14 protein-coding genes and 1 tRNA gene are annotated in these 15,050 nt (G+C 33.5%); 5 read left to right on the top strand and 10 right to left on the bottom strand.

Translation table 11 applies throughout. The annotated features are described in order from the left end of the window. Positions 1 to 130: 130 nt before the first annotated feature. The 3 genes from rpmF to pdxA all read right to left on the bottom strand — a co-directional run bounded on the left by rpmF (position 131) and on the right by pdxA (position 2,005). The gene (rpmF, locus tag R3L15_RS13635; protein ID WP_036120317.1) at positions 131 to 334 is read right to left on the bottom strand and encodes a 50S ribosomal protein L32; all 204 of its coding nucleotides are present in this window, start codon (positions 332 to 334) and stop codon (positions 131 to 133) included. Positions 335 to 344: 10 nt separating this feature from the next. Continuing rightward, positions 345 to 884, bottom strand: a complete 540-nt coding sequence (locus tag R3L15_RS13630; RefSeq protein ID WP_338732329.1) for a DUF177 domain-containing protein — start codon at positions 882 to 884, stop codon at positions 345 to 347. Between the two features lie 74 nt (positions 885 to 958). Beyond that, positions 959 to 2,005, bottom strand: a complete 1,047-nt coding sequence (gene pdxA / locus R3L15_RS13625) for a 4-hydroxythreonine-4-phosphate dehydrogenase PdxA (protein WP_338732328.1) — start codon at positions 2,003 to 2,005, stop codon at positions 959 to 961. 64 nt (positions 2,006 to 2,069) lie between these two features. Here pdxA and R3L15_RS13620 point away from each other — a divergent pair, with 64 nt between their 5' ends. Continuing rightward, positions 2,070 to 2,660 carry a riboflavin synthase gene (locus tag R3L15_RS13620; protein ID WP_338732327.1) on the top strand — a complete coding sequence of 197 codons (591 nt, stop codon included), beginning with the start codon at positions 2,070 to 2,072 and terminating at the stop codon, positions 2,658 to 2,660. 6 nt (positions 2,661 to 2,666) lie between these two features. Here R3L15_RS13620 and R3L15_RS13615 read toward each other — a convergent pair whose 3' ends face one another. The 3 genes from R3L15_RS13615 to mce form a co-directional block, all read right to left on the bottom strand. Beyond that, positions 2,667 to 2,876 carry a hypothetical protein gene (locus R3L15_RS13615; protein WP_338732326.1) on the bottom strand — a complete coding sequence of 70 codons (210 nt, stop codon included), beginning with the start codon at positions 2,874 to 2,876 and terminating at the stop codon, positions 2,667 to 2,669. A 258-nt stretch (positions 2,877 to 3,134) separates the two neighbouring features. Next, positions 3,135 to 3,208 (bottom strand) — tRNA-Ile (locus R3L15_RS13610). Between the two features lie 77 nt (positions 3,209 to 3,285). After that, positions 3,286 to 3,690, bottom strand: coding sequence for a methylmalonyl-CoA epimerase (gene mce, locus R3L15_RS13605; RefSeq protein WP_338732324.1), 405 nt, complete (start codon positions 3,688 to 3,690; stop codon positions 3,286 to 3,288). A gap of 99 nt (positions 3,691 to 3,789) precedes the next feature. Here mce and rbfA point away from each other — a divergent pair, with 99 nt between their 5' ends. Beyond that, entirely contained in the window at positions 3,790 to 4,185 is a 396-nt protein-coding gene (gene rbfA / locus R3L15_RS13600) for a 30S ribosome-binding factor RbfA (protein ID WP_338732323.1), read from the top strand. Next, on the top strand, positions 4,186 to 5,394 hold the full coding sequence (locus tag R3L15_RS13595; RefSeq protein WP_338732322.1) for an FtsX-like permease family protein: 1,209 nt from the start codon (positions 4,186 to 4,188) through the stop codon (positions 5,392 to 5,394). Here R3L15_RS13595 and dusB read toward each other — a convergent pair. Then, positions 5,391 to 6,386, bottom strand: coding sequence for a tRNA dihydrouridine synthase DusB (dusB, locus tag R3L15_RS13590; protein WP_338732321.1), 996 nt, complete (start codon positions 6,384 to 6,386; stop codon positions 5,391 to 5,393). The genes R3L15_RS13595 and dusB overlap by 4 nt on opposite strands. Further along, entirely contained in the window at positions 6,387 to 7,613 is a 1,227-nt protein-coding gene (locus R3L15_RS13585; protein WP_338732320.1) for a M28 family peptidase, read from the bottom strand. It lies immediately after the preceding gene. Between the two features lie 63 nt (positions 7,614 to 7,676). Between R3L15_RS13585 and R3L15_RS13580 the strand changes: the two genes are divergently transcribed. After that, positions 7,677 to 8,780, top strand: a complete 1,104-nt coding sequence (locus R3L15_RS13580) for a hypothetical protein (RefSeq protein WP_338732319.1) — start codon at positions 7,677 to 7,679, stop codon at positions 8,778 to 8,780. 8 nt (positions 8,781 to 8,788) lie between these two features. Here the strand turns inward: R3L15_RS13580 and R3L15_RS13575 are convergent, their stop codons facing one another. Continuing rightward, positions 8,789 to 11,152 (bottom strand): outer membrane beta-barrel family protein, encoded by a 2,364-nt coding sequence (locus R3L15_RS13575; protein ID WP_338732318.1) that lies wholly within the window; start codon positions 11,150 to 11,152, stop codon positions 8,789 to 8,791. A 187-nt stretch (positions 11,153 to 11,339) separates the two neighbouring features. Here R3L15_RS13575 and lepA point away from each other — a divergent pair, with 187 nt between their 5' ends. Continuing rightward, positions 11,340 to 13,136, top strand: coding sequence for a translation elongation factor 4 (gene lepA / locus R3L15_RS13570; protein WP_338732317.1), 1,797 nt, complete (start codon positions 11,340 to 11,342; stop codon positions 13,134 to 13,136). On the opposite strand, the gene R3L15_RS13565 is transcribed toward lepA, so the two are convergent. Beyond that, positions 13,126 to 14,970 (bottom strand): sodium:proton antiporter, encoded by a 1,845-nt coding sequence (locus tag R3L15_RS13565; protein ID WP_338732315.1) that lies wholly within the window; start codon positions 14,968 to 14,970, stop codon positions 13,126 to 13,128. The two genes, lepA and R3L15_RS13565, sit on opposite strands and share 11 nt — an antisense overlap. Between the last annotated feature and the right edge of the window lie 80 nt (positions 14,971 to 15,050).

The following is a 15,050-nucleotide window of genomic DNA, read 5'->3' as shown; positions in this document are numbered from 1 at the left end:
GTATTTTATATGAATTTACAGCTTTTTTAGTAAAATATTACGCAAATTAAGTTGTTTTTGAGACATTCAAAAATTAATCATAAAAAAAACGCTCAAGCATGAGCGTTTTAATATATGCGTGCATAATAGTTTATGCTACGTTTTCTTCTGCCTCAGAGTTGTCAATTAATACTTGACCTCTGTAATATAGCTTTCCTTCGTGCCAGTGAGCTCTGTGATATAAGTGAGCTTCTCCTGTGGTAGGACACGTTGCAATTTCTGGAGCAACTGCCTTATAATGTGTTCTTCTTTTATCTCTTCTTGTTTTAGAGATTTTTCTCTTAGGATGTGCCATTTTATATTAATTATTTATCCGTTAATAGTTTTTTTAATTTATCCCATCGAGGATCTGTATCCTCTTTATTTTCAATATTCTCTTGTTGTTTTGGACTTAATTCGTCCAGTTTTTCTAGTATTTCAGAGTTTAAGCTACCGTCTTCAACACCTGGGTGTACACGCTTTCTTGGTACTGATAAAACAATGATTTCGTAGATATACTGTTGTATATTAATTTCATGTTCTCCATGAGGAATTATTAATATATCTGTTTCGTCGTCGTTATATTCGTGTCCAAACTTTACTACCAAATTAAATTCGTTTGATATGCTTTGGTCGTATGGCTCGTTAGTTAAATCGCAATTAACATTAACTACACCTTTAAACTTAAAATGTAATTCAAGTAGAGTGCTTTTTTTAGTTAATTCAACAGCAACCTTTACGTTAGCATTGTTAAACTCGTTATACTCAAAATATTCAAAGAACTGGTTTCCAATTTCGTACTCAAATTGATGTTTTCCCAGCTTCAGTCCAATAAACTGAATTGTAAACTCTTTCAATAACTCCATTACCACATCTTATTTGAGCCCGCAAATATAAGAAAATATTGTTTAGGCTCAACGACTTATAAACATTTTTTTGTTTATATCTTTTTTTGCTTTGGCTTTAAAGGGTTTTTAGTGAGGTTTTTATACTCTTTTCTGTTTTTAAATATTTTTATGGCGGTAAAAACAGCTTGTTTAAATGAGTTTTCATCAGCTTCTCCTTTTCCTGCTATTTCGTATGCTGTACCGTGGTCTGGAGAGGTTCTTACTTTGCTTAAGCCTGCCGTAAAGTTAACGCCATTTCCAAAAGATAATGTTTTGAATGGTATAAGCCCTTGGTCGTGATAGGAAGCTATTATAGCGTCAAAGTTTTTGTAATTATTTGAACCAAAAAAGCTATCGGCTGCATAAGGCCCAAAAACAAGCATGCCTTTTTCTCTTATTTTAGACAATGTTGGTCTTAAAATTTCGTCGTCTTCTTTTCCTATTACACCATTATCGCCTGTATGTGGATTAATACCTAAAACGGCTATTTTGGGTTTACGTACTTTAAAGTCTTGTTTTAAAGATAGGTTTATTATATCTAACTTCTCTTGTATTAACTTTTCTGATATATGTTTAGTAACATCGTTAACGGGAACATGATCTGTTAACAACCCTACTTTTAAAGTGTCGGTTACCATAAACATTAAGCTATTACCTTCAAGCTCTTGTGCTAAATAATCTGTATGGCCAGGGAATTTAAATTCATCAGACTGTATATTATGTTTGTTTATTGGCGCTGTTACTAACGCATTAATGTCTCCCGATTTTAAATGTTTTACAGCTTCTTTTAATGATTTTATAGATAACTCACCCGATTTTAAGCTTTCTTCACCAAACTCTATATTATACCTTTCATTCCAAGCATTAAACACATTTATTTTTCCATGTACGACTTTGTCTATCGTGTTAATACCATTAAAGGTTAAGTTGAATTTAAAATGTTTCTTTAAATAACTTATTGTTTTTACAGAGGCAAAAATGACTGGTGTGCAAAAATCCAGCATTCTATTATCTTCAAACGTTTTTAGTATAATCTCTCCACCTATACCATTCAAATCGCCTATGGTAATACCAACTTTGATTTTTTCTTTACCCTTCATTAAAATTGATGTGTTTTTGTTCGTATTTTTGTGACTACAAATTTAGACAAAATAAATAGGATTTATGTTTACTGGAATTATTGAGTCACTTGGGATAGTAAAAAACATTATAAAACAAAATGATAATTTGGATATCACCATTAATTGCAATTTTACTCATGAACTTAAAATAGACCAAAGCGTGGCTCATAATGGTATTTGTCTTACAGTGGTAAATATCCAAAACGATAACTATACAGTTACTGCTATTAAAGAAACTTTAGATAAAACAAATCTTGGTGATTTAAAAGTTGGTGATTATGTAAACCTTGAACGTGCTATGAAATTAGGTGACAGACTCGATGGGCATATTGTTCAGGGACATGTAGACCAAACTGCTATTTGTACAGCTATTACCCAGAATTCTGGGAGTTGGGAATTTACGTTTGAATACGATAAAACTCTAAATAATATAACTATTGAAAAAGGCTCTATAACTGTTAACGGTGTAAGTTTAACCGTAGTTAATTCTGGAATAAACACCTTTAGTGTTGCTATTATACCTTTTACATACGAGCACACAACATTTCATAAATTAAACGTGGGAAGTAAAATTAATCTAGAATTTGATGTTGTTGGAAAGTATGTTCAAAAACTACATGCTATAAACAAGTAAACTTTCTTATTTAAGTAAAAAGCTTCTTTTTTTATATACTCCATAAGCTAAAGCTAACCCTGCAACAATATAAACTCCTGAATCTATAGGCACTCCTGGTGGTGGTGGAGGTCTATTACTATTTGGCTCTGGAGCATTTACTTGCTGAGCAACACATACAAAACTTATTAATAAAAATAAGATTGAGGCAATTATTTTCTTGTTTTGTAGCTTCATTTGCTGTAAATGTATTAAAAAAACCTATTTAACAAAATAAAAACAGGTTAAAAACATCTTTGAAACGCATAAAAAATCGATTAAATGTGATTTTATTCTTTTAAATGCGCGCTTCAAATATAGATTTTTTATCTTAAAAAACGTATTTCAATCTTTTAATTTATTGTTATCTAATAAGTTCTAATAAATAAGTGATATAAAAAGAATTGTGTAAGAAACAGCAACGCCTTACTTGATATCAAGTAAGGCGTTGTGTTGTGGGCCCACCTGGGCTCGAACCAGGGACTTTCTGATTATGAGTCAGATACTCTAACCAACTGAGTTATAGGCCCTATTAGCTTATTGCTAATATGCTCCCTTAAAAAGAGTGTGCAATATTACTACATATTTTAAAACTCTACAAGATTTTTTATGCCTTTATCTCTTGGCATAGCTCAATTAACACACCGTTAGTAGACTTTGGATGTAAAAATGCCACTAACTTATTATCGGCGCCTTTTTTTGGTGTCTCGTTTAAAACCTTAAACCCTTCACTTTTTAAACGCGCAATTTCTGCTTCAATATCCTCAACATCAAAAGCAATATGATGAATGCCTTCGCCACGTTTTTCTATAAACTTAGCAATAGGACTATCGGCTGTTGTAGCTTGTAAAAGCTCAATTTTATTAGGACCTGACTTAAAAAAGGAGGTTAATACACCCTCACTAGCAACTTCTTCCATTTTATAATGCGGCTCGTTAAAAAGCTTTTTAAATAATGTATTAGAAGCCTCTATATTCTTTACAGCAATACCTATATGTTCTATTTTATTCATTTAGTTCTTTTTTGAAATGTTCGCTTTAAAAATAACATAATAATCAAATATCCGTTATTTTTGTACCTTAAAAGTTTAATGATTTAGTTGGGTTAGAATATGGAAGAAACGCAAAGACAAAAAAAAATAGCTTCGGTTTTACAACAAGATTTAGTTGAAGTCCTTCAAAAAGCGGCTACTCAAGGCGGTTTAAAAGGCATTATTATATCGGTTACCAAAGTAAGGGTTACTGTAGATTTATCGAATGCAAAAGTGTATTTAAGTATTTTTCCAAATGATAAAGCTAAAGAACTACTAAAAGGCATTCAATCAAATAAACACTTAATAAGACACGAACTTGCACAACGCACCAAAAATCAGTTACGCAGAATGCCAGAACTTGAGTTTTATATAGATGACACGTTAGAATATATAGATAATATTGAGCGCTCTTTAAAAGGAAAAGATAACCCTATTGAAGATCCAAATCTTTTAGATAAACGAAAAAAATCGTAATTGAATTTTTCCCTTTACATCGCCAAGCGTTACCTATTTACCAAAAGTTCCAATAATGCCATAAACTACATTACTATTATTGCTACTATAGGTATTGTTATGGGATCGGCTGCGTTATTTATTGTGCTTTCTGGATTTGCTGGATTAAAAGATTTTACTTTAGAATTCACCTCTATTATAGACCCCGATCTTAAAGCGCAATCGGCAACAGGAAAGTATTTTAAACTAACTAACAAAGAAGCGAATAAACTTGATAAGCTAAAAACAATCACTGCTTATTCAAAAGTTATTGAAGAAAGAGTATTTGTTGCTTATGAAAACAGACACTATCCAAATGCCTATATAAAAGGTGTTGATGAAAACTATCAAACCGTAACTGCCATAGATTCTGTTATTTTTTATGGCAATTGGTTAACTTCAAAATCTAATCAAGTGGTTACAGGTTTAGGTATTTCCAACTCACTTTCTATTGGGGTTTTAGACTATGGAAAAAAGCTAAACCTTTACGTACCAAAACCTGGAAAAGGACAAATTAAGTCGCTTAAAGATGCTTACAACTCTTTTCATGCGGTAAATGTTGGTATTTTTGATGTAAATGAAGCTTTAAACGATAAATATATTTACACGCCTATTAACATGGCTAAAGCGCTTTTAGAAGTTCCTGAGAATAGTTATTCTTATATTGAGTTTAAACTTAATCCAGACGCTACAGAAGAAGAAGCAAGAGCTGAAATTCTTTCAGTTTTAGGCGATAAGGTTACACTAAAAAATAAAGCTCAATTAAACGACGCTTTATACAAAATGCTAAACACCGAAAATTTGGCTGTTTACCTCATTTTTACTCTAGTTTTAATTATCGCGCTTTTTAATGTTATTGGCTCTATAATTATGATGATTCTTGACAAAAAAAGTAATCTTAAAACACTTTATAGTACAGGAGCAACACTAAAACACATACGACAAATCTTTTTTTACCAAGGAAGTTTAATGTCGGTTTTAGGTGGTATTTTAGGGTTGACTATAGGCTACATTATTGTCAGCTTACAAAAAGCATTTTCTTTGGTTATGATAACACCTTCTCTTCCCTATCCAATGACAATAAAATGGGAAAATCTTATTTTGGTTTTTATTACTATTTCTGTTCTTGGTATACTTGCCTCAAAAATTGCATCAAGTAGAATTTCAAAACCTCTAATTGAAATTAATTAAGACACAAACTGATAGTCTTTAAAGTTTTCTAGCACCTCATCAAGCGCAGCAAATACATCTTTTGAATCATCGCTAGTAACCATTTTCATTCGGTATTCTTTAAAATGCGGTATCCCTTTAAAATAATTTGTGTAATGACGACGTGTTTCAAAAACGCCTAATTTTTCACCTTTCCAATCAATCGCCATTTGTAAATGACGACGAGCAGCCTCTACACGTTCTTCTAGTGTAATTGGCGCTAGATGTTCGCCTGTATTTATATAATGTTTTACTTGTTTAAAAAACCACGGATTACCAATAGTGGCTCGCCCAATCATGGCGCCATCTAATCCATATTTATCGCGCATTTCTACAGCACGTTCTGGCGAATCTACATCGCCGTTTCCAAATACAGGAATATGCATTCTAGGATTGTTCTTTACATCGGCAATAGGTTTCCAATCGGCATTGCCTTTATACATTTGAGCTCGGGTTCTTCCATGGATAGAAATTGCTTTACAACCAACATCCTGAAGGCGTTCTGCCACCTCAACAATTTTAATAGAATCGTGATCCCAACCTAATCTGGTTTTTACCGTAACAGGCAGTTTGGTGCGTTTTACAATTTCGGCTGTTAGCGATTCCATAAGACAAACATCTTTTAAAATACCAGCACCAGCACCTTTACTAACCACCTTTTTTACTGGGCAACCAAAATTGATATCGATAATATCTGGGTTCGATTTTTCAACAATATCAACAGCTTCCAACATGCTATCTAAGTTAGCACCAAAAATTTGAATACCTACCGGACGCTCTTTTTCGTAAATATCTAGTTTCATGGTGCTTTTAGCGGCATCTCTAATTAAGCCTTCGCTGGAAATAAACTCGGTATACACCACATCGGCTCCTTGCTCTTTGCACAACGCTCGAAATGGCGGATCGCTAACATCTTCCATGGGAGCCAAAAGCAATGGAAAATCAGGTAATTCTATGTCTGCAATTTTTACCATTTAAAACTGAATCTGTTTATTTACGTGTTCTCCATGTCGTTTAACAACAACTGTCGTTGAATCGCCTTTATTGAAAGCTGATAATGCTTTCATGTAACTCATCATATCGGTTACTAAACTATCGCCGAGTTTAACTACAATATCTCCTTTTTGCAACCCAGCTTTTTGCGCTGGCTTATCTTCGCTAATACCATCTATACGCATACCTTCACCATCAAATAAATAATCTGGAATAACGCCCATTCCCACTTTAAAACGTGGTGTTTCTTCGCTTTCATTTTTTGTTTTTCTAAAGGCTAGTTTACCATTGTCGTCAAGTTCTGTGATAACATCGAAAATATAATCAGAAATTAAATTCATGCCTTCAAAATTTAATTTTTCGGTATCGTCGCTAGGCTTGTGGTAATCTTCGTGTTGTCCTGTAAAGAAATGTAACACAGGTATATCTTGAAGGTAGAAAGACGTATGATCTGATGGGCCAACACCAGATTCGTTTTCTATTAACTTAAAATTGCCGTTGGTTGACGTTAACGTTTGCTTAAAACGTGGTGAGGTTCCTACGCCATAAACGGCCAAAGTACTATCTTGCTTTAAACGGCCAACCATATCCATGTTAATCATGTAATTAGCTGTTCCTAAATCTAAGGTCGCATTTTTAGTAAAATAATTAGACCCTAAAAGTCCCATTTCTTCTCCTGAAAACGCCATAAACAAATAGTTATTCGCTGTGTTTTGGTTTTTTAGCTTTCCAGCTAAATCTAACATAACTGCAACACCACTTGCATTATCATCGGCGCCATTGTGTATTTCTTTAGTTTTTCCGCGATATAACGAGCCTTCGCTACCATAGCCTAAATGGTCGTAGTGTGCGCCAATAATTATGGTGCTTTCAGCTTGGTTGTCAATATATCCTAACACATTGGTTCCTGTAACAGTACTATCCTCTGCCATAGTAACAAATTTTACATCTTCGTGAGGATTGGTTTTTGGCTTAAACGAAAACGTTTGGTAAAAATCCTGTGTCCCTTTAGGCGACAAGCCTATTTGCTTAAAACGCTTTACAATATAAGCAGCAGCTTTCTGTTCTCCTTCGGTTCCAGTTTCACGACCTTCTAGTTTATCATTAGCTAAAAAAGCTACATCTTCTTGTATTTTATTTTTGTAGGTGTACTCATGTTTACAACCCCATAGCGTTATAAAAAGAACCAATAGAGATACTTGTTTCATAATAATAAACTTATTTTAGCGCAAAATTAGGCAATAATTGCCATAAGTTACAAGCATTATAGTATGAAGTCAACATTTTACCTTTTATCGCTACTTTTTGTAGTAACAATATCTTGCAAAAATGAGAAGACCAAAGTCACCGATGCCGATTCTGGTGCTACCAAATGGGTAGATACCTTGATATATCCTGGCGAAAAACACTTTAAGTCTTTAAAGCAATTAACGTTTGGTGGCGATAATGCCGAAGCTTATTGGAGTTTTGATGATAAGCAACTGGTGTTTCAATCTAATAATAAAAAATGGAATGTAAGCTGCGACCAAATGTTTTTGATGAATGTTGGTGAGACTTGGGAAACCGAAATTCCGCCTATGGTAAGTACCGGAAAAGGACGCACTACATGTTCGTACTTCTTACCCGATAACAAACATATTATTTATGCATCTACGCATTTAGGCGATAGTGTTTGCCCAGAAACACCTTTACGTAAAAACGGGAAGTACATTTGGCCTATTTATGATTCGTACGACATTTTTGTAGCCGATTTAGACGGTAATATTGTAAAGCAACTTACCAACGAACCTGGCTATGATGCCGAGCCAACAGTATCTCCAAAAGGCGATAAAATTGTGTTTACCTCAACACGTAGTGGCGATTTAGAATTATATACCATGAACATTGACGGTACCAATGTAAAACAGATTACCAATGAATTAGGCTACGATGGCGGTGCTTTCTTTTCGCCAGATGGCACAAAATTGATTTTCCGTTCGTCTAGACCAAAAACCGAAGCAGACATAAAAGAATATAAAGACTTATTAGCTGAAGGTTTGGTACAACCAACCCAAATGGAGCTTTACATTTGTAATGCCGATGGGAGCGAGTTACGCCAACTTACCAACTTAGGAAATGCTAATTGGAGTCCGTTTTTCCATCCGTCTGGAGAAAAGGTTATTTTCTCGTCTAACTTCGAGTCGGAACGCGGGTTTCCTTTTAATTTATATATGATAGATCTTGATGGAAAGAATTTAGAACGCATTACGCATAGTAAAACTTTTGATGCGTTTCCAGTATTTTCTAATGATGGGAAAAAATTGATTTTTTCATCAAACCGAAATAATGGCGGCACCAGAGATACAAATTTATTTATCGCAGAATGGATAGATTAATCTAGTGCTTATAATCGTTCTCTTTCTTGTAAGTTTTTAGAGCGTTTGTTTGTATCTAACAAGGTGTTTCCAAATTTATAACGGAAGCCTATTTTTATATATCTATTATCAAAATTGGCTTTGCTTCTACTATTTTGATTTAGGAATCTTGTTGTATAATCGTAGTCTTGTGTGTTAAATAAATCTTCGGCCATTAAAGAGATGACAGCTTTTTTATTCCACAACGATTTTGAGATGGCTATATTAGATGCAAGCCTATCTTTTAACAACCTAAACCCTTGTAAGTTCTTACTTTCATAGTACATGGTAAGATTAAGTGTTAACGATCTGTCTTTTAAAAAGGTATAATAATTTTGAAGCACACTATAATTAGACCACTGACTTTGTTTAACTTTTTGATTTTGTAATGTGTTTACATCTTCTACATTGTAAAATGATGTTACGGCATAAACAAACCACCTGTCATTTACATAAAAGTTGGTTAAAAAATCGAAACCATATTCTATAGTCTCATCAAAATTTATAGGAACCCAGGTTACGGTAGTATTAGTATTATCTTGAAGCGGAATTTCATAAATATTATGGCTCATTTTCTTATAATAAGCTTCAATAAAATAAGCGCTTGATAACGATGCCCCAACAACAGCATGATCTATTATTACAGGCTGTAAATTTGGGTTTCCAGAAACTATAGTGTTATCGTTTAAGTAAAATTGAAACGGATTTAAATTTTTGTAATCTGGTCTATTAATACTCTTTTTATAGTTTGTATAAAGTGAAAGGTTTTCGTTAGGATTAAAACTTAAACTAAGATTAGGAAACCACTTTAAATAATCCTGTGTTGTTTTTTGGTTATTGGTAACCGAAAGACCTTCTACATTTGTTTGTTCGGTACGTAATCCTGCTATTATACTCCATTTTTCCCAGTCTTTGGAAATATTAGCATAAGCGGCCAACACTAATTCATCATATTCAAAAGCATTGGTGTTGTTGGCATCTAAAATAGGCTGGTTGTTTATAATATCATATTGAGTAATGTCGCTATTAGTTAAAACATTAGATGTTTTTATACCTGTTTCTAGTATAAACGAATTGTTTACTGGTAAGGTATAATCTAAACTTGCTGTAACTATTTTAGTGTCTTGATTATTATCGGTTAAATAATTCGTGTCGGTTAAAAAAATACCATTATTTGTGTAGTAATCACTATTTACGTTTTGATGGCGTTGGTAATCGTAAGTCGTAAAGTGTGAACTAAACGATAGTTTTTCGCCATCATCATTAAAATTATGAACGTAATCTAAATCAAACCCTAGGTTATACTTTTCATCATCGTTTACATTAAACGCTTTAAAGTAGGATTGTAGGTTATTAGAATCATCAAAAATATCAGTGTGGTTATTTAATTTATATTCAAAATCGGGTAACCAAAGCATGGTTGACGCTAAACTTAGCGTATTCTTGTCGTTAAACTGATAATCAAAGTTAAAACTTACATTATGTGTTTTAGACCAGGTGTTTCTGTTTAATCTAGACTCCCAAACCTCATCAATAGTATTACCGTTATAGTAGTTTATTCTATCTTCATTATCTCTATTTAACTTATCCTGTGTGTAACTATAGCTTGCGTAAAGATTAATCTTATTTGATTTAAAAAAGTGACCTGTTCCTACATTATATCTAGGAAAAACACCTTGTGTATAATTCGTAAACATATTACCTCTGTAACCAGTAACAAGGTTTTTGCTCATCATAATATTTATAACGGCTCCACTTGAAGCATCGTATTTAGCCGATGGATTTGTAACCACCTCAACCGACTGTACATTATTAGCATCAGAACTTTCTAAAAGTTGTGCTAACTCGGTAGAAGATAGATGTACTTTCCTTCCATTTATAAAAACCGTTGGACTTTCACTTTTTACACTTATACTGTTGCCAATAACCATAATACCAGGCGTGCTTTTTAATACCTGCATCATATTGCCTTGAGATAAAGCAGTATTTTCTATATTAAAAACAATTTTATTAGGTTCTTTTTTAACAGTAGGTTTTTGGTAAGTAATATTTATCTCGTCTAGATTCTCTGTGCTTTCCTTTAAAATAATGGGTTCTAGAGTTACATCGGAAGCCACATTAATTTGGCTAAAATAGTCTTCAAAACCTATAAACGTCACATTAAGTAAGTAGGTTCCTTTTTTTACAGAGCGTAATTTAAAAACCCCATTATCATCGGTTGATGTTCCTTTTACTATAGTAGAATCTGTTTCTGTTAACAACATAACATTAGAAAAAGAAATAGGTTCTCCATAAATATCTTGTATACTACCAGAAACATTAAACTCTTGCGAGAACGTTAATGTAGAAAGCAAAACAAAGCAGAATTGGGTTATTCTTTTAAAAGTTATCAAATTATTAAGCTTTACGCTGCTAATATACTATTTGTTTATAAATTTTTAATACGGAAACCCTTAAGTATATCAACATCTTAACAATATTGCTATTTAACGTTAATAAAACACCTATATTTGCATTTCTATTTTTAGTGTAAGGAGTTTTATGAAGAACATTAGGAATTTTTGCATAATTGCACATATTGACCACGGAAAAAGTACGCTTGCCGATAGATTGTTAGACTACACTGGTGCTGTAACCGAAAGGGAAAAGCAAAATCAGTTATTAGACAACATGGATTTGGAGCGTGAGCGTGGTATTACTATTAAATCGCACGCCATACAAATGGATTATATTCATAATGGCGAACATTACATATTAAACTTAATTGACACCCCAGGTCATGTTGATTTTAGCTACGAAGTATCTAGAAGTATCGCGGCTTGCGAAGGGGCATTATTAGTAGTCGATGCGGCGCAAAGTATACAAGCGCAAACTATTTCAAACCTCTATTTAGCCTTAGAAAACGATCTGGAAATTATTCCAGTATTAAACAAAGTCGATTTACCAAGTGCTAATCCAGAAGAAGTTACTGATGATATTGTAGATTTACTAGGTTGTGATCCCTCTGAGGTTATTCCCGCAAGTGCTAAAACAGGTATTGGTATTGAAGAAATTTTAACTGCTATTATAGATCGTGTTCCTGCACCAAAAGGAAACCCAGATGAGCCTTTACAAGCTTTAATATTCGACTCTGTTTACAATCCGTTTCGTGGTGTAGAAACTTATTTCCGTGTTATTAACGGGAAAATTAAAAAAGGGCAACACATTAAGTTTATTGCTACCGGTAAAGATTATTATGCCGATGAAGTAGGAACCTTAAAACTAAAACAACAGTCTAAACAAGAGATAAACGCTGGCGATGTAGGCTATTTAATAACAGGAATTAAAGAAGCCAAAGAAGTAAAAGTTGGTGATACTATTACCGATGCCAAAAACCCAACTCAAAATGCTATTGGCGGTTTTGAGGATGTAAAGCCTATGGTTTTTGCTGGTATTTACCCTGTAGATACCGAAGATTACGAAGAACTTCGTACCTCTATGGAAAAACTACAACTTAACGACGCCTCTTTAGTTTTTCAACCTGAGAGTTCGGCAGCTTTAGGGTTTGGTTTCCGTTGTGGATTCCTAGGAATGCTTCATTTAGAAATTATCCAAGAGCGTTTAGAACGCGAGTTTGATATGACCGTTATCACAACTGTTCCTAACGTGTCTTATTACGCTTACACTAACAAAAATCCAGACGAGATTGTTATTGTTAATAATCCAACCGATTTGCCGGAACCTTCTACCTTAAATCGTGTTGAAGAACCTTTTATAAAAGCAAGTATTATTACTAAAGCCGATTTTGTTGGCCCAGTAATGAGTTTGTGTATTGAAAAACGCGGTCAAATAACCAATCAAACGTATTTAACACAGGAACGTGTTGAGCTTACTTTTGACATGCCTTTAGCCGAAATTGTTTTTGATTTTTACGACAGGCTAAAATCTGTTTCCAGAGGTTACGCCTCTTTTGACTACGCACCAATAGGCATGAGAGAGTCTAAATTAGTACGTGTTGATATTTTATTGAATAGCCAGCAAGTGGATGCGTTATCAGCATTAATTCACGCCGATAATGCTTATGATATTGGTAAAAAGATGTGTGAGAAGTTAAAAGAGCTTATTCCGCGTCAGCAATTTGATATTCCAGTACAAGCTGCTATTGGAGCCAAAATAATTGCCCGTGAAACCATTAAAGCTTTACGTAAAGATGTAACCGCTAAATGTTATGGTGGTGATATTTCGCGTAAACGTAAGCTACTTGAAAAGCAGAAAAAAGGTAAAAAGCGTATGCGCGCTGTTGGTAATGTAGAAATACCACAACAAGCCTTTATGGCGGTATTAAAGCTTAACGATTAGCCTCTACTTTTTCAACATCAAAAGGTTTTCCTAGATAAACTAATTGGTAGCCTTTTTTAATTTTGTTTTCATGGTTAAACGAGGAAATAATTATAAATTCCTTCTTATCATTTTTAATGAATAAAGGAATAATATCTTTATCCTTATCGGTAATATCTATTAAGCTATCGTAATGCTCTTTGTTCTCAAGGTCGATTTCTTGAATTGAAGGAAACTTTGATGTAACTGCCATTAAGGAGTTAAAATCGTCTGTATGACTAAACAACCCTTCTTTAGGGTTTTTGTTAGCATCTTTCATTTCTTCTTTGGTAACCAATCTAAACGACCCGTTTTCACCAAATTGTTCACCAAATTTTGTAATAGCAAATTTATTAATATCTGTACTTGGTGTTAAAGCCATTAAATACCCAACATCGTTAAGTTCTATATTATCTAGAAGATTATCAGAATAAATATTAGAGTTTATGGCTTCTAACCCTAGTTCTTCGGCTTTTTTAATATTATTTTGATTACTATCTATTAACACAACATGGCGATTGTGTTCTTCTAAATAATGCCCTATTAAACGTGATACTTTAGAAGCGCCAACTATTAAAATACCTTCCGATTTTGTTAAAAATACACCAGAAACTTTAGCAAATAATCTTGCCGTTGTAGCGTTAAGTAATACCGTACCTAGCACAATAACAAATACTAAGGGTGTAATATATTCGGCCCCAGGAACACCTTCTTTTGCTAATTTTAATCCAAAAAGAGACGCAATACCAGCAGCAACAATACCTCGTGGGCCAACCCAACTAATAAATAGCTTTTCATTCAGTTTTAATCCAGATCCTGAAGTGCTTAAAAACACCCCTAAAGGTCTAATTACAAAAACAACAATAGCAAATAATATAGCGGTATTCCAATTGTAAATTAGGTATAAGTCTTCCATATTTATATTGGCCGCTAAAAGAATAAATAGAATAGAAATTAAAAGGACACTTAAAGACTCTTTAAAATACAACAATTCTTTAAGATAAGGAGATTTAGAATTACCTAAAACCATACCCATAACCACAACAGAAAGTAATCCAGACTCGTGCGCAAAACTATCGGATAAGACAAAAACCCCTAAAACCGATGCTAAAGCAAATACATTTAATAGATAGTGTGGCACCCATTTTTTGTTAATGATAAAGTTTAAAGCATGTGCAAAGGTAAAGCCAAAAGTAAAGCCAAAAAGGACTATTTTACCAAACTCAATAAGTGCTGTTTTGGTAAACTCGCCTCCCGCATCAACACTAATAAATTCAAAAACCAATACAGCCACTAAAGCGCCAATGGGATCTATTAAAATACCTTCCCATTTTAGTACCGCAGAGACATCTTTTTTTAACGGAATGTTTCTTAAAATTGGCGTGATTACTGTTGGTCCAGTAACAATAATTAAGGCAGAAAATAAAAAAGAAATTTCCCAACTTAAACCAAATAAATAATAAGCAGCTATGGCAGCTGCAAAAAAGGTAGTGATGGTACCAACTGTAATAAGCTTAGTAATAACAGGGCCTACATTTTTTATTTCATTTTTTCTTAAGGTTAAGCCGCCTTCAAAAAGGATAATACTAATAGCTAAAGACACAAAATAAAATAAACTCTCTCCAGGAAATAAGCCTTCTTCACCATTCCAAATAGGTTCAATCCATTTTTTACCATCAGGGTTTATAAACTCAGATGCGACAGGCCCTACCAATAAACCTATTAAAATTAAGGGTAAAATGGCTGGTATTTTTAATCGCCAGGCAACCCATTGTGCCAAAATTCCTAAAATGATAATTCCTGCTAATTCTACCATGTGTTATTTTTAGCCTTTAGTGGTAATATTACTACAAATATGGAGTTTCTTCAAAAAATATAATGATTTTTTTATAACCT

It is taken from the genome of Mangrovimonas cancribranchiae, from assembly GCF_037126245.1.
GTDB lineage: Bacteria > Bacteroidota > Bacteroidia > Flavobacteriales > Flavobacteriaceae > Mangrovimonas > Mangrovimonas cancribranchiae.
The sequence above is the reverse complement of the archived record's forward strand: the minus strand, read 5'-3'. Positions and strand labels throughout refer to the sequence as shown.

Bases quoted from the DNA above. Each gene is read 5' to 3' on its own strand.
- rpmF (WP_036120317.1), bottom strand. From the start codon at position 334: ATGGCACATCCTAAGAGAAAAATCTCTAAAACAAGAAGAGATAAAAGA.
- R3L15_RS13630 (WP_338732329.1), bottom strand. From the start codon at position 884: ATGGAGTTATTGAAAGAGTTTACAATTCAGTTTATTGGACTGAAGCTG.
- pdxA (WP_338732328.1), bottom strand. From the start codon at position 2,005: ATGAAGGGTAAAGAAAAAATCAAAGTTGGTATTACCATAGGCGATTTG.
- R3L15_RS13620 (WP_338732327.1), top strand. From the start codon at position 2,070: ATGTTTACTGGAATTATTGAGTCACTTGGGATAGTAAAAAACATTATA.
- R3L15_RS13615 (WP_338732326.1), bottom strand. From the start codon at position 2,876: ATGAAGCTACAAAACAAGAAAATAATTGCCTCAATCTTATTTTTATTA.
- mce (WP_338732324.1), bottom strand. From the start codon at position 3,690: ATGAATAAAATAGAACATATAGGTATTGCTGTAAAGAATATAGAGGCT.
- rbfA (WP_338732323.1), top strand. From the start codon at position 3,790: ATGGAAGAAACGCAAAGACAAAAAAAAATAGCTTCGGTTTTACAACAA.
- dusB (WP_338732321.1), bottom strand. From the start codon at position 6,386: ATGGTAAAAATTGCAGACATAGAATTACCTGATTTTCCATTGCTTTTG.
- R3L15_RS13585 (WP_338732320.1), bottom strand. From the start codon at position 7,613: ATGAAACAAGTATCTCTATTGGTTCTTTTTATAACGCTATGGGGTTGT.
- R3L15_RS13580 (WP_338732319.1), top strand. From the start codon at position 7,677: ATGAAGTCAACATTTTACCTTTTATCGCTACTTTTTGTAGTAACAATA.
- lepA (WP_338732317.1), top strand. From the start codon at position 11,340: ATGAAGAACATTAGGAATTTTTGCATAATTGCACATATTGACCACGGA.
- R3L15_RS13565 (WP_338732315.1), bottom strand. From the start codon at position 14,970: ATGGTAGAATTAGCAGGAATTATCATTTTAGGAATTTTGGCACAATGG.